The organism is Clostridium sp. OF09-36, assembly GCF_003481985.1.
In the GTDB taxonomy this organism is placed as follows: Bacteria; Bacillota; Clostridia; order Lachnospirales; family Lachnospiraceae; genus Brotaphodocola.
Genome location: NZ_QUMD01000007.1, coordinates 51,636 through 70,662 on the forward strand (window position 1 = coordinate 51,636; position 19,027 = coordinate 70,662).

The following is a 19,027-nucleotide window of genomic DNA, read 5'->3' on the forward strand; positions in this document are numbered from 1 at the left end:
TCGGCATTTTGCTTCTGTATCTGGTATGCTTTTCCTGTGCAGCATCCTGGTTTCTGTATAAAAAGAAAAACCTGTAATATAAAAAGGAGCCGTTTCTTATGAAATCGATACCGATACACCAAATGTTCCGGGAAGCAGTTCTCATCCCTCTGTTTTCTATTGCATTTTTATCTGGCACCCCTTATGCCACAGCGGCTCAGACATCACTTTCACCCAAAGCAGAGCTTGCAGACGGAGAATATGCCATTGATCTGAGCATGACAGGAGGAAGCGGAAAAGCATCCGTTCAGAGCCCGGCACTACTCACGGTGGCAGATGGAACTGCTTACCTCTCCATCACCTGGAGCAGCCCAAACTACGATTATATGATCGTAAATGAACAGAAAATCTTAAACGACAGCAAAGAGGGGACGAATTCACATTTTACAATTCCAGTTCCGGATCTCACCAGAGAACTGGATGTCATTGCTGACACACTGGCTATGGGCACGCCATATGAGATTCCGTATCAGCTACAGCTTTATCCAGATTCCATAAAATCAAAAAGCACCCTCCGCAGGAAGGTGCCAAACGTGTTTTACTTACAGCCGCCGCTATGATCGTCGGTGGCGGCATCCTGAATCATGTGGTTCAGGAGCGCCGGAAGCAGGACTATACCGGGAAACGGCGTTAAACTGTTAAGTTACTCATAAGTAAAGTAGCGGTATCCTTACTCCAAAACCAGAAATAGGAACATCGCTACAGCTGCTTTACTGCCTGTAAAAGATCCGCAGCTGCTTTTTGCGGGTCTTTTGCTTTCATGATCGCGGATACAACCGCAATTCCGTCTACCCCGCTTCCGGCCAGAATTCCCATGTTCTCCAAATTCAGCCCACCGATCGCTATTACCGGAATCGGAACTGCCTTACAGATATCCGACAAGGTCGAAACTGCAGTCAGCACGGTCGTTACCTTGGTTGTGGTCGGGTAGATTGCCCCGACACCAAGGTAATCTGCGCCATCCTCATAAGCTTTCTTTGCTGCTTCTACTGTTTTTGCGGTTGCACCAACAATTTTATCCGGTCCAAGTAAGCGACGTACCTCAGCGACAGGCAGGTCAGAGGCTCCTACATGGACACCTGCTGCACCACATGCCATAGCCACATCGGCACGGTCATCGATGATCAGCGGAACCTGATATCGATCGGTGATTTTCTTGATCTTGCAGGCCTTTTCCAGATAGTCATGCCCTCCTGTATTTTTTTCTCGAAGCTGCACCAGTGTTACGCCGCCCTTGCAGGCCTCTTCCACCGTATATAAGAGAGATTCCTCTGTATGATAGGTACTGTCTGTCACAAGATACAGACTCAGATCCAGATTTTTTGTCATAAGGTTTGCCTCTTTTCTGTTTTCTCTGTTTTCTTTTTAATGATTTTTCCAAGAACCGCATTCTACAGTTTCCTGTGAAAATCAAAACGCATGCTGTCGTATTCTTGCTTCTGACAGAAGCTGATCTTCCCCCAGAGCATAAATTTCATCGAGCAGGTTTACCTGAAAGCTTCCGGGCCCGCGGGAAATCCCGGAAGCATGTTCCCCAGCAATTCCCATGGTAGCTGCTGCAAGAAGTGCTGCTGTTGTTCCAGTCCCGGCAGGATTTCCTGTATTTCTGGAAGAACCATTGTCATGAGAGCCAGCCATTTTGATGTCTTTGCTCTCACGATTTTCCAGGACCACGGATTTTCTGCTATTTCCTGGAAGATAAGCCGCTGTAAGTGCGCCTACCATACAGCCGGTACCCGTAATCCCAGATAAGCTGGCATTTCCATTTGAAACAAGAAATACATCCTGGCTATCTGCGATCAGGTCCTGCTTTCCGGTTGCCATAACTGTACAGCCAAGGTGAAACGCAAGTGTCCTCGCTGTACGGCAATACCAGTCCTCGTTTGCATCGGAAAGTGCATCCTGGACTCCTGCATCTATTCCGGTCCCGTGAAAAGGAAGCTCTGCAACAGCCAGAATCTCAGAAATATTCCCCTTGATCACAGAAAATACTCCGTTTTCCAGCAATTGCTTCGCGTAATCACGGCGAAGGCTGCTGCAGGTAACCCCGACTAGATCTAACAGTACTGGAATATGACGCTGGTTTGCTTCTGTAAGCGAAGCTTTCATGGATTCCATCCGTGCATCCGTGATATTTCCAAGATTCAGCATCAGCGCAGAAGAAACCGCCGTGATCTCTCTTACTTCTGCCGGATGCTCTGCCATGATCGGTCTTCCCCCTGCCGCCAGTATGATATTGGCACAGTCATGGATAGAAATCGGATTGGTAATGCAATGGATCAGAGGTGCCGTTTCTTTAATATACCTTCGAATCTCCAGCATGCCCTGCAGCTGCATGGACTGTTTCAGTTTTCTTTCTTCCGTTTCTGTCATAAACCTTTGCTCCCAGACTCTCTTGAAATTTTGCCAGCATTCCGGTCTGGCTCAATGCCTTCAGGAATACATAAGCTGCGATGCCTCCCATGATCGTTGCGGAAATAAACATCGGGGTATAATAGAAGGCGTTCAGACCATCGCGTCCCATAATAAACGCCATGACCGGATAAGATACCAGGGATCCAATGATTCCGGTACCAAAAATTTCACCAAATACAGCACAGATGATTTTTCCCTTCGATGCACGGTAAAATACACCAGATAAAAACGCTCCAAATACCGCACCCGTCAGTGCTAACGGCGGAATGCCCATAAACATCATACGGATCACACCGATCATACAGGCGCAGAGAAGGGAATACCACGGTCCCATAAATACAGAACAGGTAATATTGATCAGATGCGCAGTCGGGCACATTCCCTCAATCCGTAAGATCGGTGAAATTACGACTCCGATTGCTACCATCATAGCTAAAAATACCATGCGAAACGTTTTCATTCTTTGTTTTTCCATTTGTTTGTCCTCCTGTTTTTTCCAGAATCCTGCCGCCAGAGCCAGATTCCAAAGAAACAGGTCAGATAGCGGCAGGTAGTGTACGGTATGACTCACGTTCTGCATCATTATGCGAAATGTGAATAAGACAGTATACTAATTCTTGTTCGGTCGAAGTTTACTTACTTCCTCTCACTCCGAAAACACGGATTCCCATCGCTATATAAACTCCTTCTGCCAGACTGCAGGGCGCTCCCCCTCCAGTCTACTTTTCCTGCAAAATATGATTCTGTTCCTGTTCATGCGTTGCACAAACACACTTTCAGGATTTCCAGCTGACAGAGACGTCTCCCCTGCATCTGGAGCTTTTGCAGTGCATCCGGATACTAGTTTCTATAATCATTATATTTCATAGGACGCACTTTCCTATGAAACAAAAAATGCGCCTTCAGGAAATTGCCCGAAGACGCACACTTCTATTCCTTGCTTCCCTCCGTTGGCATTACCCAAATCAGGTACGGTCGAAGATTGATCTTCCTCTCAGCCTGTCTCACAGACTCCCGCGCTTTTTCTCTTTTAACGTAAGTAAGAATAACACAGAGACTTGACTCTGTCAACTGTATTGTCGTTATGTTACCGTTGTGTCACCATTGTGTTACTGTTCACAGTTAGGGATTTTCTGAACTGAAAATCCCGTATAGTACAGTTATAGTTTATAGCTTCCGGATACCGTTCAGCGTCAAAAACATGGTTGTTAATTCTGCACATGGAAATGCCATCCATACCCCATTCATGCCAAATACAGCAGAAAGGAGGAAAGCAAACGCAAGGATTGCAACAAACCCACGGGATACAGAAGCTGCAAACGCCCAGCGTGCTGACTCTACGGCACTTAGGATATTGGTTCCGACAATATTAACTCCGGCAAACAAAAAACCGGTAAAATAAATCTTTAATCCCTGTCTTGCAAGAGCTGCCAGCTCTGCACTTTGTTCCTGGTTAAAAATTCCAGCCATCGGTTCTGACCAGAGCTGTACGGTCACAATAAGCAAGCAGGCGACACATAAAGCTGTTTTAATTGCAAGACGGATCACGGTTCTCAGGCTTTCTTTATCGCCAAGTCCATAGAAACGGCTGAGCAGCGGCTGGGAGCCCTGCGCGATTCCATTGAATAATGCAACTGCCACAAGCGAGAAATTTGCAACGACTCCATACGCTGCAACCCCGATATTACCCGAAAGCCGGAGAATGATGGTATTAAATGCCATTGTGATGACACCGGAGGATATTTCCCCTACAAAGGCAGAGATACCAACCTGACAGGAAAAGAGCAGCTTCCGGACAGACAAACGTACCGGCTTGAAGCGGATCGTATTTCTGCTGCTACGGAAATGTCTGAAGCAGATAAGAATACTGATAACCGGTGATAATGCGGTTGCAAGTGCCGCTCCCGGCATAGACATTCCCAAAGGAAACATCAGCACATAGTCAAATACGATATTAAACAGATTGCTTGCAAGTGTTGCATACATTGCAATGGATGGATCTCCATCATTGCGAACAAATGCACTGATAATATGATTCCACATAAAAAACGGGGCAAACATCAGAAATATGCGGGTATACATGATTCCGGTCGATACAATCTGTGCATTGCCTCCAAGAAGGTGGATGATCTGCCCGGGAAAAAGGCTCCTGCCAAAACAAACAGGACACTGATCACTGCTGCCCATGACAGTGCATGAAAGAAATAGCCTTCCGCTTCTTTCATTCCTTTATTACGCTCAACCGTAAAACGGATTGCAGAGCCGACTCCGATCATTGCGCCTACCGCAAAGATCAGATTGTAAAGGGGTAATACCAGATTCAATGCCGTGATACCATTCGCACCGACAGCCTTAGCAATAAAGAATGTGTCGGCCAGAATGTAAAGGGACATACCGAGCATGCCTAACATATTCTGGGAAACATAGCGGATAAACTGTCTTTTGATATTCATGCTAAGCTTCCCCGCCTTCTGTATGATGTTTCCAAGCTGCCAGAATGCCACTGCACTGGCAGCAGCTACATTCAGGGAATCTACGCCATGGGACATTGGAATCCGGATGGTGTGATCGCAGTCGGCAATGGTTTCTTTTGCGAGGCCATCGCCCTCGGTTCCAAGAACGATTGCAAGCTTCTCCTCTGCCTGGACACAAGGATCATCAATGCGGACTGATCGGTCTGTAAGAGCCATGGCAGCTGTTTTAAAGCCCAGATCCCGCAAAAGCTCCATAGCCGGGTGCGGCCAGGCACTGTCGTGCTTAAGTACCGTCCACGGGATCTGGAACACCGTTCCCATGCTGACCCTCACGGATCTTCTGTACAAAGGATCGCTGCAGCCAGAAGTAAGCAAGACTGCATCCATATTCAGCGCTGCCGCCGAACGGAATATAGCTCCCACATTGGTCGGGTTTACTACATTTTCGAGAACAGCGATCCGTCTGGCCTTCGCACAGATCTGCTCAATAGATGGCAGTTGTTTGCGGCGCATGGCACAAAGCAGACCGCGTGTCAAAGAGAAACCTGTGATCTGTTTTAAAAGCTCCATGGGAGCTACATAGACTGGGACCTCTCCACATCTGGCCAGTATTTCTGCAGCTGCTCCCTTTAATTCCCGCTCTTCGGCAAGGATGGAGACTGGCTGGTATCCGGCATCCAGAGCACGGCCGATTACGATCGGGCTTTCTGCAATAAAAAGACCAGCCTCTGGTTCATAATAATGGAATAGCTGGTTTTCCGATAAGCTGGAGTATACCTCAAGCTCCGGACTGGAAAGATCTGTTATAGGAACGATATGATCGTGTAACATAGGGAATTTCCTCACTTGGTTATATTGGATAAAAAACAGATTTTATTATAACCAAAGCAGGATTCATATGCAAGCTATTCAGAAAAATACACGACCGTCAGGTATTCACCGGAATGGATCTGTTCGGATTTCAGACCATTCATGCGCTTTAATTCTTCTACATATTCTGCCTTGGTATAAGGACTTCCCTGACAGTATTGGCCTGCAAGGTCCCAGAGGCTGTCTCCCTGGCGGATCTGTACACTTGTGTAATAACGCTTCAGCTCAGGTATTGCCTTTTCTTCTGCCCGCGCATTTAACAGTGTATGTCCCAGAAAACCGGAACAAAATGCCAGGATCATAAGTAAAATAACCGTAAGATTCCGTAAACTGCGCTTCATTGTTCTTTTGCTTCTCATAAGTGATTCCCCCTGTCCGGAATAATCGCGAACGTACGTTTGCTATGTTGCTATTATAGAATCCGAACATGCGTTTGTCAATACGTTTTCGCAAAAATTCCCGAACAAAAGTTTGCTTTTTTGGCTAAGCTGTGCTACTATATCCTTAGAAAGAATTTTTCAGAATACACCCGCAAGGAGGGAACATTATGGCACAGGGCAAAATTACCGCAAAACAACAGGAAATTTTAACATATATCAAAGAATGCATCTTAAAAAAAGGCTATCCGCCTGCAGTACGTGAAATTTGTGAGGCAGTCAACTTAAAGTCCACCTCTTCCGTCCATTCCCACCTGGAATCCCTGGAGGCAAACGGATATATCCGCAAGGACCCGACCAAGCCGCGCGCGATCGAGATCCTGGATGACGAGTTTGCATTAAACCGCCGCGAGGTGGTGCAGGTTCCTATGATCGGCACAGTTGCTGCCGGTGAGCCGATCCTGGCACAGGAACATATTGAAGATTATTTCCCGATCCCGGCCGAAATGCTCCCAAACAAGGATACTTTCATGCTGAAGGTCAAGGGCGAGAGTATGGTCAATGCAGGTATTTTTAATGGGGACCAGGTCATCGTTGAGCAGACCAATACTGCAGAAAACGGGGAAATCGTTGTTGCACTCGTCGACGATTCCGCTACTGTCAAACGTTTTTACAAGGAAGACGGGCATTACCGCCTGCAGCCGGAGAATGACACCATGGAGCCGATCATCGTTGACCATGTGGAAATCCTCGGCAAGGTCATCGGACTTTTCCGTATGATGGCATAAAATACCATAAAAAAAGATACGCCTTAGCACATTTCTGTGACAAGGCGTATTTTTTTATCATATTGTTGCTGAAAACCTCGTCCGGCGACAGCCCGGCAGGGTTGTTTATGCCAGAACCAGGCATCAGAGCGGAACTGTTACCATAGAAAGCAGCGTCGATAACACCACGCATTTTGTTGCAAAGATTTTTTGATCGTCAGGCTGAAAAAACCTGGAAGCGGGATCTGGAATACCATGACCAACATGCCGAGAACAAAGTTTGGAATGCAAGGCATCGGCCAAAGTTCACCAAATGTTCACCATTTTGCGGAAAACTTAATAAAAAATCAATGGCTTTTTCCCTGGCTTTGTAGTAAACTCTTGTTTGTTGGTTCACGAGAGATGATTGTTACTGTTTGCGCAAACGCACAGATAACAGCATAGAACCACAAAGAAAGATCAGAGGAGTGATATATTATGAAAAAGGCATTATTAATTACTGCAATCGCAGCAGTTTCTATCAGTGCAGCAGCTTGCTCCAGCAAAAAAGCAACGGAAACCACAGCAGCACCGGCAGAAACCACAGCAGCAGAAACCACAACCGAGGCTGAGACCGACGAGGATTATACCAGCGGTATCATCACAGCGATCGATGGCGATGTCCTTACCGTAAAAGACGATTACAACGACGAAGAGAAGAAATACGATATTTCCGGCGCAGAGGTTACCAATGAATTCCCGCTTTCCGAGGGTGACTGGGTAGACATCACCTTCCCGGCCGACAGCACAGACGATCCGGTTCCGGCTATCGCACTCGAGGTTACCTCATCCATGTTAGAGCAGACCACAGATCCAGTTGCAGAAGGTACCATCAAAGACGTTGCTTCTGACAGCATGACCCTGGAGGTAGACGGTGAGGAATATAAGGTTCTGACCGGCAACGCATATGTTGTTGCAAAGGACGGCATCAAGGCTGACGAAACCGTAGAAGTAACCTATCTCGGCGATCTGGACGATGAGCCTCTGGCGATCAAGATCGTTTCCGAAGACCAGAAGGATTCTGATGAGGCTAAGATCAATGCCTTTGTAGGTAAAGTTGCGCAGATCGGTGAAGATGGTGATCATATCGTTCTGGAAGCACAGACCGGTGACTTTTTCACATTCGTTTCTGGCGATACCGATTTCAGCCAATACGCTGAGGGCGATACCCTTCAGATCCAGTACGATGGCTCCATCAATGACAAAGAGATCCAGATTGTAAAGATCACCAAAAAATAATAGCTTTCATTTTAAAAAATAGGGAAGAACAGGCCCGTGTAAGCTAACAGTAATAGCTCACACGGGCCATATTCATTCTATTATATGCTGTTAAATATCGTAGCCGATCATGCGGATATAATCTTTGATCAGTGCTACCACCTGTTCAAGCTCCAGCTTACTTGCATTGATCGGAAGATCGTAGTTCGTCAGATCCTCCCACTCTTTTCCGGTAAAATACTTGTGGTAAGCCCTGCGCTGTTTGGTGATCTTGTTTAATTTATTAAGCGCTTCTTTGCTGTCTGTAATACCATCGGTTTCCTGAGTTCTCCGGACACAGGTTTCTGTGTCTGCGTATACAAAAATCTTTACCAGATCTTCTTTTCCAGCGGTCTCCAGAATATAATCCGCGCAACGGCCAACAATCACACAGGACTGCGCAGCCGCCAGCTCACGGATAACCTCCGACTGGAAACGGAACAGATTGTCCGGTGAGGTGACATCCCCCTCTTTCTTTGGTTCTTCAAAAATACCGGTAGGCAGATGCAGGTTTCCAACAATCTTCCTGAGAAGGTTATTTCCTGCTTTTTCATCTGCAAGACGGAAATAGCGCTCTCCTACTGCACTTTTTTCGGCTGTCATACTTAAAATTTCGTCATCATAAAACGGAATGTTCAATTCCTCAGCAAGCTTTTTTCCAACAATACGGCCGCCGCTTCCATACTGGCGCTCGATCGTGATCACCAATTTACTTTTATCCATAAGAAATCCTCCCTCTAAGGATTATTTTTTTCTGCTGTCTGCGCAACGCGTAAACAGTAACTTGTTTTTATATCCACTATGTTCAGTATATCACAAAACCACTCTTGTGCCAAACTTTTTTACACTCTGCCGACCCAAATTCATTTTTTCTGATAATATTAAATGTTTTTCTTCAGATCTCAACAGTTTAAATACACGTAAACCTAATGTTAAAAACTGATAAGGCTTCTTTATATAGCCATAACTTATTAAGTATTTGCCTTTTTGCTATGTTTCACCTATAATGAGAAACGTAACAACTAAGTAGTGTTCTGAGATCCAATACAGCTTCTGTTTCAAAACGATGGCTTTTATCCGATTTCTGCCAAATGATCGTGAATTCATTGCCATACGGATGAAATACGGAGCTTTATTGGCATATAAAAATAAAACATAATAAGGGGATTTTTATGGAAGAAGTAAACCTGCAGGAAATGCTGGCGGCCAGGGAACGCCGCTGCTATCTGCAAGCCCAGCTGTTACAGCAATATAAAAAGAGCCTGATCAGCTTTACCTTAAACATACCTGGCCCCATCAAAGTGCTTCCAGGTGTTCCAGAAGCCTTTGCCCTGGGGTGCAGCCGGATTGAGGCACTGTTAAAGGAGCGTCTTGTTTTGATCCAGCATATGGAAACCATAAAAGAGAAAACCGGCTATGAGGCATTCTACAATGTCGATGCAAATCCCGATTTTGTAAAGGAGCTCATGGTTTCCTTAGAAGATCAGGACCGCATTGGACGCCTGTTCGATATTGACGTACTCCGTCCCGATGCATGCAAGGTTTCCAGGGAGGACCTTGGCTTTTCTCCCAGAACGTGCCTACTGTGCGGACAGCCTGCCCATGTATGCAGCCGCAGCCGCAGCCATAGCGTAGCAGAGCTGACAGCGGAAATTTCGCAGATTCTGAACAAACTTTAAAGATTTCAAACTATCCTGTATTGCGGAGGTACTGGTATTTATGATTGCTTCTATTTTTTCTGAGGAATGCGCCTATTCGCTCATGGCGGAGGTAGGCGCTACCCCGAAGCCTGGTCTGGTAGACCGCCACGACAGCGGTGCACACACCGATATGAACTATGACACCTTTGCTGCCAGCACAAAGGCAATTGTCCCATATCTGACCCGGATGTTTGAGCTTGGCCATGGGTGGAGCTCCAAAGATTTTAATGCCCTGTTTGAGCAGATCCGTCCAGTAGGCGTAGAGGCAGAAAAGGCTATGTTTCAGGCAACAGACGGCGTTAACACCCACAAGGGTATGATTTTTTCCATGGGAACGATCGCGGCAGCAGCCGGGCTCTTCTATAACCGGCACAACCGCTTTGATGCTGAAAAGATCCTTATGCTTGCCGGATACATCTGCTACGATGCTATGCGAAAGGATTTCCAGAAAATAGACCGGAAAAACCCGAAAACCAACGGTGAGCTTTTGTACCTGCGTTATAGCACAAAGGGGATCCGTGGGGAAGCACAGAAAGGCTTTCCTTCTGTCCGCACCATTTCCCTTCCAAAGCTCCGTGCTTCCTTTTCTTCCGGACAGACAGAAAATGAAGCTTATCTGAATACGCTCCTTACCCTGATGGCTAACGTCGACGATACCAACGTATTAAGCCGGACCAACCCCGTGGTCCAGGGCTATGTCAAGACTGCCGCTGCACAGTTCTTAAAGCTGGGCGGTGCCTCCACCAGCCAGGGAATGGATGCCTTAAAGAAATTAAATAAGAAATTCATCCAGATGAATGTCAGCCCAGGCGGATGCGCCGATCTGCTTGCCGTTACCATTCTTTTATACCGGCTGGAACAGCGAAACCCGCAGCCTGGGGCATGACATGCATTCTTTCAATACCTTCTACAATAATTCTTTGTAGAGCCGCAGTACATTTCCATGAAAAACTGCTTCGATCTCTCCGGTTGTAAAACCACTCCGGCTCATGGTGTCTGCCAGAAGCTGCATTCCGGAGCAGTCCTTCATTTCTGTCGGGGTATCGATTCCATCGAAATCAGAACCAAGCCCAATACATCCGATACCGCCAACCTGTTTCATATGTTTCATATGCGCCACCATGTCGCTGCACAGACTGTGCAGCGGCATTTTTTGTACTGCATCCCGGGAAGAGACCAATGGTGTGTCCGCTGATTCGTCTTGTCTGTCTTTTAGAAATGATGCGTAATAGTTGATTCCTGCCACGCCACCGCGCTCTGCCAGTGCCCGGATCATTTCATCGGTTAAATTTCTCGGATGATGTGCCAGTACCCGTGCATTGGAATGGCTTGCAACAAATGGCTTTTTTGTGTAACGGAATACATCCCAGATTCCGGCATCATTTAAATGGGAAATATCGATGATCATTCCGATCCGTTCCATTTCCTGAACGAATGCAATTCCGGTTTCCGTTAAACCGTGTACCGTGTCCGGTACTGGTCTGGCCGGGGATACGCTCTCATCCTTCCATTCGGAAATCCCAGCTCATTTGGGAAATTCCAGGTAATCGTCATCATTCTGGCACCCAGACGGTAAAAATCGCGCAGACACGCCATGTCACCTTTACAGATCCCGCCCTCTTCCAGCGTCAGCATGGCAGACATTCTGCCCTGCCTCCGGTTTTCTTCAATGTCATTCCAGCTTTTCACAATGCCGATCTGGTCTTCATAACGCCCAAGCTCCGTGTAAAAAAAATCTACCAGCTTCATTGCATAATGAAACGGATCCTGTTCTCTTCCAAGATGCACAAACATGGCAAAATTCTGCAGGAAATAGTCTCCTTTTTTCATTTTATTTAGGTCGATGTGAAGCTGGTTATCGAAAATAGATCCTGCTTCTCCACGCTCCCTGGCTTTAAAAAGCTCAGAGATCGTATCACAGTGCATATCCACTACCTTCATGGACGTTTCGTCCTCCCTCTAAAAACAGGAGACCGGCTTTCCCACCGGTCTCTTTTCTTTTTCATATTATAATGTTTCCGCACGTTCTTCAATATTGCGTTTAAAATTGATCACCTCATGCTGATAATCCGTGTTCATAAAACAGGATGTGATCATGAAATCCGCTGTAGCTTTGTTGACAGCCATGGGAATATCATAAACCTGCGCGATACGCATCAGGGCTTTTACATCCGGATCGTGAGGCTGGGCTGTTAATGGATCGGAAAAGAATACCACAAAATCGATGACGCCTTCCACGATCTTCGCGCCGATCTGCTGGTCACCGCCCAGAGGGCCGCTGTTGTAGCCTTTTACCGTAAGCCCTGTCTGATCCGTGATCATGCGGGCGGTCGTGCCGGTTCCATACAGATTATGCTTTTCCAGCTCGTCCTTATGCTCTTTGCACCATGCGATCAGCTTTGGTTTTTCATTGTCATGAGCGATCAGTGCAATGTTCTTTTTGCTGCCAATAGTAAATGTAATGTATTCCTGAGACATATAACAGATCCTCCTTATTGCTGCCATACACCCTTGTGTGAATGACAACCATATTTCTCCTCTGCGGATTAGCTAAAAGGTATCACATATTTGAAAAACATACAAGTGAAATTTTTGTAAAATCTTATCGTATCATCTTATTCCTTTTCCGGTCTATTTTCCGGATCCGGCAATGTGTTTCCGGAAATAGCTTCGCTTTCGGAAACAGGATTTTGTAAAGAATCGATCAGTGCCCAGATTTCATCCCGTCCCTGTTTCGTTTCCGCAGAGAACGGGATCAGGATATCTTCTTTGGCGAGACCAAGTCCCTCGCGCACCATCTTCACATGCTTCTGGATCTGGCTGCGCTTTAATTTATCAAGCTTTGTTGCGATGATGACTGGCTTATAGCCATTGGAAACGATCCAGTCGTACATCATCTTGTCATTCGCAGATGGATCATGCCGGATATCGATTAAAAGGAAAATGCATTTGAGCATCTTCGATTTCTTTAAATACCGTTCGATCATCTTGCCCCATTTTGCTTTTACCTCAACAGATACCTTTGCGTAGCCATAGCCCGGCAGATCAACAAAGTACAAGCTGTCATTGACATTATAGAAATTGATCGTCTGCGTCTTGCCAGGCTGTGAGGAAGTTCTCGCCAGCGCACGGCGGTTTAACAGACCATTGATTAGGGAAGATTTTCCTACATTGGATTTCCCTGCAAAAGCAAATTCCGGAAGAAGGTTTTCCGGCAATGTGCTGGTAATACCACAGACTGTCTCCAGTTCCGCTTTTCTAATAATCATGTTTCATCCTCACTTTTTATTATGCAAGTGCTGCAGCCAGCACATCGTCCATGCTCTTCATATAAAGGATATTCAGGCCCTTTGTGATCTCCTTCGATAATTCCGCAATATCCGCACGGTTTTTCTCCGGCACCAGAACCGTCTCCATATGGGCCATCTTAGCCGCCAGGATCTTCTCCTTCAGGCCGCCGATCGGAAGCACACGGCCGCGCAGGGTGATCTCACCGGTCATAGCCACCTTTGCCAGTACCTTGCGGTTTACCACTGCGGAGAACATGGCAGTTGCCATGGTAATTCCGGCAGAAGGACCATCCTTCGGCACGGCCCCTTCAGGAATATGGATATGGATGTCATGCTTTGCAAAATAATCATCCGGCACATCATACTGCGGGCAGATGGAGCGTACATAGGTTAAGGCTGTCATGGCAGATTCCTTCATGACATCACCCATCTGTCCGGTCAGCTTTAACTCGCCTTTGCCCGGCATCACATTAACCTCGATCTGCAGCGTGTCACCACCGACACTGGTCCACGCAAGACCACGCACAATACCAACCTGGTCTTCTTCATTCGCATCCTCAAAGGTAATCTTCTCCTTGCCAAGGTACTTTTCCAGATTGGACTCGGTAACACGGATGTGTTCCTTTTTGTGTTCCAGATACTCACGGGCAGATTTCCGGCAGATTTCCCCGATCCGGCGCTCCAGATTACGGACACCGGCCTCGCGAGTGTAATTATGAATGATCTTTTTTAAGGCAGAATCAGAAATGACGATCTGATCCTTTTTTAAGCCACAGCGTTTGCGCTGCTTCTCCACCAGATAGTTGCGTGCGATATGGAATTTTTCGTTTTCCGTATAACTGTTGACCTCAATGACCTCCATACGGTCTAAAAGCGGTCCCGGAATGGTCTGTGTCGTATTGGCCGTCGCGATAAATAAAACATTCGACAGATCGATTGGGAGCTCTACATAGTGATCGCGGAACTTCACATTCTGTTCTCCATCCAGCACCTCAAGCAGTGCAGAGGAGGTATCGCCCTTATAATCACTGCTGATCTTATCGATCTCGTCTAAGAGCATGAGCGGGTTAGACACACCTGCCTGGCGCAGTCCATCGACCAGACGGCCCGGCATGGCACCAACATAGGTCTTCCGGTGTCCGCGGATCTCAGCCTCGTCGTGGACACCGCCCAGACTGATACGCACATACTTTTTATTTAAAGCGCGTGCTACCGAACGGGCAATGGAAGTTTTACCAGTTCCCGGAGGTCCCACCAGACAGATGATCGGGCTATTACCTTTCTTTGTCAGGACACGGACTGCCAGATACTCTAATACGCGCTCCTTTACCTGTTCCAGACCATAATGATCTTCCTCCAGGATCTCCTTCGCGTGTTTTAAGTCATTATTATCTTTGGATATTTTATTCCATGGAAGTTCCAGAACCGTCTCAATGTAGGTGCGGATCACATTGCTTTCCTGTCCGCCGCCCGGCATGCCTTTTAAACGGTCGATCTCTTTCTGGATCTTTTCCTTTACTTCCTTATCTGCCTTTAAGGAAGCAAGCTGCTTTTCGTATTCATCGGCATCGGACATCAGGTCTTCGCCGAGTTCTTCGCGGATCACCTTCATCTGCTCCCGAAGGATATAATCCTTCTGGTTTTTATCGATGTTTTCTTTTACCTTTTCCTGAAGCTCCCGGTGGATCTGGGATACCTCGATCTCATGGATCAGGTTGGAAAGCAGTACCTCGTACTGTCCGGCCAACGTCGGCTCCTCCAGATAACTCTGGCGGATACGGTAATCCCACGGAAGTTCACTTGCCATCTGGAGCATAAGGCTTTCCAGATCATCGCACAGCATCATGTTTGGCAGGATCTCTTTTGCAAATTTCGGATGCTGGCGCCCATACGCCTCCAGCTTTTCCTTTAAGATGCGGGACATGGCCTCAGCTGCCGCACCATCTACATCGGCCTCCTGCTCCTCTGTGAGAAGCACCTCACCGATCAGCGCAGGCTCCTCGCTGTCCAGGTCAAGAAGCTCCGCCCGCTCCTGGCCCTCTGCCATGACACGGACGATCCCGCCCGGCATTTTTACCAGCTGCTTTATGTAAGAAACAGTACCAATATGATAAAGCTGCTCAAATGCCGGATTCTGGATATCTGGATCCTTCTGTGCGACAAGGCAGACTCTCTGGTCACTGACCATGGCCTTTTCTACTGCTGCGATCGATTTTTTGCGGCTGATATCGAAGCTGATGGTCATTTCCGGAAGCATGGTAAGGCCGCGAAGCGCGATGACCGGCATAGTTAGTATTTTTGTATCTTCCATCAGGTTCCTCCTAAATAGATTTAAACTCAGAAAATGGGAGCCATAAGCTCCCATTTTCATTTACACGATCCGGCTTATGTCATTTAAGCAATTTCGTCGGATTTTTCTTTCTTCAGTCTCTGGGAGAGGGTCTTGCGTGGCACAGCCGTATCGCGGTATACCAGCTCCGGCTCTCCGGTTTTATCTACGACATCCTTGGTAATGGTGCAGATGCCGATATTGTTGTCGGACGGAATTTCATACATGATATCCATCATGACAGATTCCAGAATAGAACGCAGGCCTCTTGCTCCGGTTTTTCTTGCCACTGCAAGCTTTGCAACCTCAGCAACTGCCTCCGGGGTAAACTCCAGCTTTACGCCATCTAGCTCAAACAGCTTCTGGTACTGCTTGGTCAGTGCATTCTTCGGCTCTGTCAGGATCCGTGCCAGGGAATGCTCGTCCAGAAGATCCAGGGAAACGGTTACCGGAACACGTCCGATAAACTCCGGGATCAAACCAAATTTTACCAGATCATGCGGCTCAACCTGACGCAAAAGCTCGTCGATGTCTGTCTTGTTCTTATCTACGACCTCTGCGTTGAAGCCAATAGATCCGGCGCTGAGTCTGCTCTCGATGATTCTTTCCAGACCATCGAAAGCACCGCCGCAGATAAACAGAATATTGGTGGTGTCGATCTGGATCAGTTCCTGGTGCGGATGCTTTCTTCCACCCTGCGGCGGCACACTTGCAACCGTACCCTCTAAGATCTTTAAGAGTGCCTGCTGGACACCCTCACCTGATACATCTCGGGTAATGGAAACATTTTCAGACTTCTTGGTGATCTTATCGATCTCGTCTACGTAGATGATACCGTATTCCGCTCTGCTGATATCGTAATCTGCTGCCTGGATCAGTTTTAAGAGGATGTTCTCTACGTCTTCACCGACATAGCCTGCTTCTGTCAGGGCAGTTGCATCGGCAATGGCAAACGGAACGTTCAAGATCTTGGCAAGGGTCTGTGCAAGATAGGTCTTACCGGAACCGGTCGGACCCAGCATCAGGATATTGCTCTTTTGTACATCGACATCGCTGCCTGCCCCGGAGGTGATCCGCTTATAATGATTGTACACTGCGACAGACAGCACCTTCTTTGCTGCATCCTGTCCAATGACATACTCATCTAAGAATGACTTGATCTCCTTCGGCTTCAACAGATTAATTCCCGCTAAAGGCGAAACAGTTTCTACTTCCTCTTCATTTTCTTCTAATTCCTCTGCGAGGATTTCCCCGCAAAGCTCGATACATTCGTCACAGATAAATACATTGTTGGAACCGGCAATCAGTTTTCTTACCTGATCCTGGGTCTTTCCGCAGAAAGAGCATCTGACCCTGTCATCTGTTCTTGTCGGCATAAAATAACACCTTGTCCTTTCCTGGTTGTAACAATTCCTGCACGCCTGGCGTCCGCTTAGTGTTTTGCGATCACCTGGTCGATCAGGCCGTATTTTAATGCTTCTTCCGCAGTCATATAGTTGTCGCGCTCTGTGTCGCGGCAGATGACCTCGTACGGCTGGCCGGTATTTGCTGCAAGAATCTCATTTAATTTCTTTTTGGTCTGCAGGATCTTCTCTGCAACGATCTGGATCTCCGTTGCCTGACCCTGTGCACCACCGGATGGCTGGTGGATCATAACCTCTGCGTTCGGAAGTGCAAAACGTTTTCCTTTTGCACCGCCTGCCAGAAGAAATGCTCCCATGCTTGCTGCCATACCGATACATACGGTAGATACATCACATTTGATGTAGTTCATGGTATCGTAGATAGCCATGCCAGCAGTCACGGAACCGCCCGGGCTGTTAATATATAAGTTAATATCCTTACCTGGATCTTCGGATTCCAGGAACAGAAGCTGTGCCACGATCAGGCTTGCTGAAACGTCGGTCACCTCTTCCCCAAGGAAAATAATTCTCTCTTTTAATAATCGGGAATAAATATCGTAGGAGCGTTCTCCTCTGCTGGTCTGTTCAATTACGTAAGGTACCAATGCCATCGTCAAATCCTCCTGTCTTGTATTGCATTTTCATTGCACACCAGAAATGCGCCCACAGCGCATCTGCTGATTTCTGTCTTTTGCAATGATAGGTGCAGACTCCAGGTCTGGCCCGAAATCTGCACCTAGTCATAATCATACTATTTCCTTTTCTGGAAGATATTATACTAACTTAGCCTCAGCTACCAGGAAATCTACTGCCTCCTGAACAGCCATGTCAGCCTTCATCTGAGCCATTCCAGCCTCACCCATGATGCTCTTGATCTGCTCAACGTCCATCTTGTAGTTCTCAGACATCTTCTTGATCTCAGCCTCTACTAACTCGTCAGACGGCTCAATCTTCTCAGCTGCTACAACAGCCTCGAGTACCAGACGGGTGCGCAGTCTTAACTCAGCCTGCGGACGCATCTGCTCCTGGAGCTGCTCGATGGTGCTGCCGGTGAACTGCAGGTACTGGTCAAAGCTGATGCCCTGGCTCTGCAGTCTGCGTGCATAGTCCTCGATCATGTTGCGAACCTGCTCATCAACCATCGGTGCCGGGATATCCATCTGAGCGTTGTCAACAACCTTCTGTACTACGTTGTTTTCGTTCTCAGCGGTAGCCTGTGCCTGCTTGGTCTCAGCCAGTTTGTTCTTAACATCCTCTTTGTATGCGTCCAGAGTCTCGAACTCAGAAACCTCGCTTGCGAACTCGTCGTTCAGCTCCGGAAGCTCTTTCATCTTGATCTCTTTGATCTTAACCTTGAAGGTTGCCGGCTTGCCAGCCAGCTCAGCTGCATGGTACTCAGCCGGGAAGGTTACGTTTACTTCTACATCCTCGCCGATGTTCTTGCCGATCAGCTGATCCTCAAAGGTATCGATGAAGGAATGGGAACCGATCACCAGGGTGTAGTCCTCTGCCTTGCCGCCCTCGAATGCCTTGCCATCTACAAAGCCCTCGAAATCGATCACGGTCTGGTCACCGTCTGCTACTGCACGGTCCTCTACGGTTACCAGTCTGGAGTTCTGCTCCTGAACCTTCTTTAACTCTGCCTCTACGTCAGCATCGGTAACTTCCGGTTTTGCCTTCTCTACTTCGATGCCTTTGTACTCACCAAGGGTAACCTCCGGCTTGGTAGCTACGGATGCAACGTAGATGAATGCTTTGCCCTTCTCTACCTGCTCGATGGAGATCTCCGGTCTGGAAACAATCTCAAGACCGCTCTCTTTTGCAGCGTCCGGGTAGGAAGCGTTGATTGCCTCGTCTACAGCGTCCTCATAGAAAACGCCTGCGCCGTACATTTTCTCGATCATTGCCTGCGGAGCTTTTCCTTTACGGAAACCAGGAATGTTGAATTTGTTTTTATTCTTGTTATAGGAAGTTTTAAGAGCTGCCTCGAACTGCTCTGCCGGTACTTCTACGGTTAATTTCGCCATGTTTTTCTCTAATTTTTCTACCTGTAAACTCATGATATGG

The 19,027-nt window shown here is 47.3% G+C and carries 19 protein-coding genes, 1 pseudogene and 1 riboswitch; of the genes and pseudogenes, 5 read left to right on the forward strand and 15 right to left on the reverse strand.

The window, feature by feature from the left end:
* Window positions 1-98 precede the first annotated feature (98 nt).
* Window positions 99-599, forward strand: a complete 501-nt coding sequence (locus DXA97_RS07630; protein ID WP_147355548.1) for a hypothetical protein — start codon at window positions 99-101, stop codon at window positions 597-599.
* A gap of 139 nt (window positions 600-738) precedes the next feature.
* On the opposite strand, the gene thiE is transcribed toward DXA97_RS07630, so the two are convergent.
* The 6 genes and pseudogenes from thiE to DXA97_RS07660 form a co-directional block, all read right to left on the reverse strand.
* Complete coding sequence (thiE, locus tag DXA97_RS07635) at window positions 739-1,368, reverse strand: thiamine phosphate synthase (protein ID WP_118719225.1); 630 nt, start codon at window positions 1,366-1,368, stop codon at window positions 739-741.
* An 81-nt stretch (window positions 1,369-1,449) separates the two neighbouring features.
* Window positions 1,450-2,412 carry a hydroxyethylthiazole kinase gene (locus tag DXA97_RS07640; protein WP_118719227.1) on the reverse strand — a complete coding sequence of 321 codons (963 nt, stop codon included), beginning with the start codon at window positions 2,410-2,412 and terminating at the stop codon, window positions 1,450-1,452.
* Window positions 2,336-2,929 (reverse strand): energy coupling factor transporter S component ThiW, encoded by a 594-nt coding sequence (gene thiW / locus DXA97_RS07645; RefSeq protein WP_118719229.1) that lies wholly within the window; start codon window positions 2,927-2,929, stop codon window positions 2,336-2,338. Before thiW ends, DXA97_RS07640 begins: the two co-directional genes overlap by 77 nt.
* A 449-nt stretch (window positions 2,930-3,378) precedes the next feature.
* Window positions 3,379-3,482: riboswitch (TPP riboswitch) on the reverse strand.
* Between the two features lie 139 nt (window positions 3,483-3,621).
* Window positions 3,622-4,641: an MATE family efflux transporter gene (locus DXA97_RS07650; RefSeq protein ID WP_118719231.1), complete on the reverse strand. Its 1,020-nt coding sequence runs from the start codon at window positions 4,639-4,641 to the stop codon at window positions 3,622-3,624.
* A gap of 296 nt (window positions 4,642-4,937) precedes the next feature.
* Window positions 4,938-5,759: pseudogene (locus DXA97_RS07655) on the reverse strand (RNA methyltransferase); the annotation flags it as partial.
* Between the two features lie 74 nt (window positions 5,760-5,833).
* Window positions 5,834-6,157, reverse strand: coding sequence for a LysM peptidoglycan-binding domain-containing protein (locus DXA97_RS07660; protein ID WP_243032134.1), 324 nt, complete (start codon window positions 6,155-6,157; stop codon window positions 5,834-5,836).
* Between the two features lie 188 nt (window positions 6,158-6,345).
* On the opposite strand from DXA97_RS07660, the gene lexA reads away from it, so the two are divergent.
* Complete coding sequence (gene lexA / locus DXA97_RS07665) at window positions 6,346-6,963, forward strand: transcriptional repressor LexA (RefSeq protein WP_118719235.1); 618 nt, start codon at window positions 6,346-6,348, stop codon at window positions 6,961-6,963.
* Window positions 6,964-7,419: 456 nt separating this feature from the next.
* On the forward strand, window positions 7,420-8,220 hold the full coding sequence (locus tag DXA97_RS07670; protein WP_118719237.1) for a hypothetical protein: 801 nt from the start codon (window positions 7,420-7,422) through the stop codon (window positions 8,218-8,220).
* Window positions 8,221-8,310: 90 nt separating this feature from the next.
* Here DXA97_RS07670 and DXA97_RS07675 read toward each other — a convergent pair whose 3' ends face one another.
* On the reverse strand, window positions 8,311-8,961 hold the full coding sequence (locus DXA97_RS07675) for a cytidylate kinase-like family protein (RefSeq protein WP_118719239.1): 651 nt from the start codon (window positions 8,959-8,961) through the stop codon (window positions 8,311-8,313).
* A 449-nt stretch (window positions 8,962-9,410) separates the two neighbouring features.
* Between DXA97_RS07675 and citX the strand changes: the two genes are divergently transcribed.
* Complete coding sequence (gene citX / locus DXA97_RS07680; RefSeq protein ID WP_118719241.1) at window positions 9,411-9,917, forward strand: citrate lyase holo-[acyl-carrier protein] synthase; 507 nt, start codon at window positions 9,411-9,413, stop codon at window positions 9,915-9,917.
* 40 nt (window positions 9,918-9,957) lie between these two features.
* Window positions 9,958-10,824: a triphosphoribosyl-dephospho-CoA synthase CitG gene (citG, locus tag DXA97_RS07685; protein WP_118719243.1), complete on the forward strand. Its 867-nt coding sequence runs from the start codon at window positions 9,958-9,960 to the stop codon at window positions 10,822-10,824.
* Between the two features lie 21 nt (window positions 10,825-10,845).
* Here the strand turns inward: citG and DXA97_RS21995 are convergent, their stop codons facing one another.
* The 8 genes from DXA97_RS21995 to tig all read right to left on the reverse strand — a co-directional run bounded on the left by DXA97_RS21995 (window position 10,846) and on the right by tig (window position 19,020).
* Window positions 10,846-11,361, reverse strand: a complete 516-nt coding sequence (locus DXA97_RS21995) for a membrane dipeptidase (RefSeq protein WP_347561498.1) — start codon at window positions 11,359-11,361, stop codon at window positions 10,846-10,848.
* A gap of 29 nt (window positions 11,362-11,390) precedes the next feature.
* Window positions 11,391-11,879 carry a membrane dipeptidase gene (locus tag DXA97_RS22000; protein ID WP_347561499.1) on the reverse strand — a complete coding sequence of 163 codons (489 nt, stop codon included), beginning with the start codon at window positions 11,877-11,879 and terminating at the stop codon, window positions 11,391-11,393.
* A gap of 66 nt (window positions 11,880-11,945) precedes the next feature.
* Window positions 11,946-12,416, reverse strand: a complete 471-nt coding sequence (locus DXA97_RS07695) for a methylglyoxal synthase (protein WP_182436831.1) — start codon at window positions 12,414-12,416, stop codon at window positions 11,946-11,948.
* A 137-nt stretch (window positions 12,417-12,553) separates the two neighbouring features.
* Window positions 12,554-13,207 (reverse strand): ribosome biogenesis GTP-binding protein YihA/YsxC, encoded by a 654-nt coding sequence (gene yihA, locus DXA97_RS07700; RefSeq protein WP_118719245.1) that lies wholly within the window; start codon window positions 13,205-13,207, stop codon window positions 12,554-12,556.
* 19 nt (window positions 13,208-13,226) lie between these two features.
* Complete coding sequence (gene lon / locus DXA97_RS07705) at window positions 13,227-15,539, reverse strand: endopeptidase La (RefSeq protein WP_118719247.1); 2,313 nt, start codon at window positions 15,537-15,539, stop codon at window positions 13,227-13,229.
* An 83-nt stretch (window positions 15,540-15,622) separates the two neighbouring features.
* Window positions 15,623-16,933 (reverse strand): ATP-dependent Clp protease ATP-binding subunit ClpX, encoded by a 1,311-nt coding sequence (gene clpX, locus DXA97_RS07710; protein ID WP_118719249.1) that lies wholly within the window; start codon window positions 16,931-16,933, stop codon window positions 15,623-15,625.
* A 56-nt stretch (window positions 16,934-16,989) separates the two neighbouring features.
* Window positions 16,990-17,577 (reverse strand): ATP-dependent Clp endopeptidase proteolytic subunit ClpP, encoded by a 588-nt coding sequence (gene clpP / locus DXA97_RS07715; RefSeq protein WP_279221137.1) that lies wholly within the window; start codon window positions 17,575-17,577, stop codon window positions 16,990-16,992.
* A 156-nt stretch (window positions 17,578-17,733) separates the two neighbouring features.
* The gene (gene tig, locus DXA97_RS07720) at window positions 17,734-19,020 is read right to left on the reverse strand and encodes a trigger factor (protein WP_118719251.1); all 1,287 of its coding nucleotides are present in this window, start codon (window positions 19,018-19,020) and stop codon (window positions 17,734-17,736) included.
* Window positions 19,021-19,027 lie beyond the last annotated feature (7 nt).

Excerpts from the sequence above, each read along its gene's own strand:
- DXA97_RS07630 (WP_147355548.1), top strand. The coding sequence starts at position 99 with ATGAAATCGATACCGATACACCAAATGTTCCGGGAAGCAGTTCTCATC.
- thiE (WP_118719225.1), bottom strand. The coding sequence starts at position 1,368 with ATGACAAAAAATCTGGATCTGAGTCTGTATCTTGTGACAGACAGTACC.
- DXA97_RS07640 (WP_118719227.1), bottom strand. The coding sequence starts at position 2,412 with ATGACAGAAACGGAAGAAAGAAAACTGAAACAGTCCATGCAGCTGCAG.
- thiW (WP_118719229.1), bottom strand. The coding sequence starts at position 2,929 with ATGGAAAAACAAAGAATGAAAACGTTTCGCATGGTATTTTTAGCTATG.
- DXA97_RS07650 (WP_118719231.1), bottom strand. The coding sequence starts at position 4,641 with ATGGGCAGCAGTGATCAGTGTCCTGTTTGTTTTGGCAGGAGCCTTTTT.
- DXA97_RS07660 (WP_243032134.1), bottom strand. The coding sequence starts at position 6,157 with ATGAGAAGCAAAAGAACAATGAAGCGCAGTTTACGGAATCTTACGGTT.
- lexA (WP_118719235.1), top strand. The coding sequence starts at position 6,346 with ATGGCACAGGGCAAAATTACCGCAAAACAACAGGAAATTTTAACATAT.
- DXA97_RS07670 (WP_118719237.1), top strand. The coding sequence starts at position 7,420 with ATGAAAAAGGCATTATTAATTACTGCAATCGCAGCAGTTTCTATCAGT.
- DXA97_RS07675 (WP_118719239.1), bottom strand. The coding sequence starts at position 8,961 with ATGGATAAAAGTAAATTGGTGATCACGATCGAGCGCCAGTATGGAAGC.
- citX (WP_118719241.1), top strand. The coding sequence starts at position 9,411 with ATGGAAGAAGTAAACCTGCAGGAAATGCTGGCGGCCAGGGAACGCCGC.
- citG (WP_118719243.1), top strand. The coding sequence starts at position 9,958 with ATGATTGCTTCTATTTTTTCTGAGGAATGCGCCTATTCGCTCATGGCG.
- DXA97_RS21995 (WP_347561498.1), bottom strand. The coding sequence starts at position 11,361 with ATGGAACGGATCGGAATGATCATCGATATTTCCCATTTAAATGATGCC.
- DXA97_RS22000 (WP_347561499.1), bottom strand. The coding sequence starts at position 11,879 with ATGAAGGTAGTGGATATGCACTGTGATACGATCTCTGAGCTTTTTAAA.
- DXA97_RS07695 (WP_182436831.1), bottom strand. The coding sequence starts at position 12,416 with ATGTCTCAGGAATACATTACATTTACTATTGGCAGCAAAAAGAACATT.
- yihA (WP_118719245.1), bottom strand. The coding sequence starts at position 13,207 with ATGATTATTAGAAAAGCGGAACTGGAGACAGTCTGTGGTATTACCAGC.
- lon (WP_118719247.1), bottom strand. The coding sequence starts at position 15,539 with ATGGAAGATACAAAAATACTAACTATGCCGGTCATCGCGCTTCGCGGC.
- clpX (WP_118719249.1), bottom strand. The coding sequence starts at position 16,933 with ATGCCGACAAGAACAGATGACAGGGTCAGATGCTCTTTCTGCGGAAAG.
- tig (WP_118719251.1), bottom strand. The coding sequence starts at position 19,020 with ATGAGTTTACAGGTAGAAAAATTAGAGAAAAACATGGCGAAATTAACC.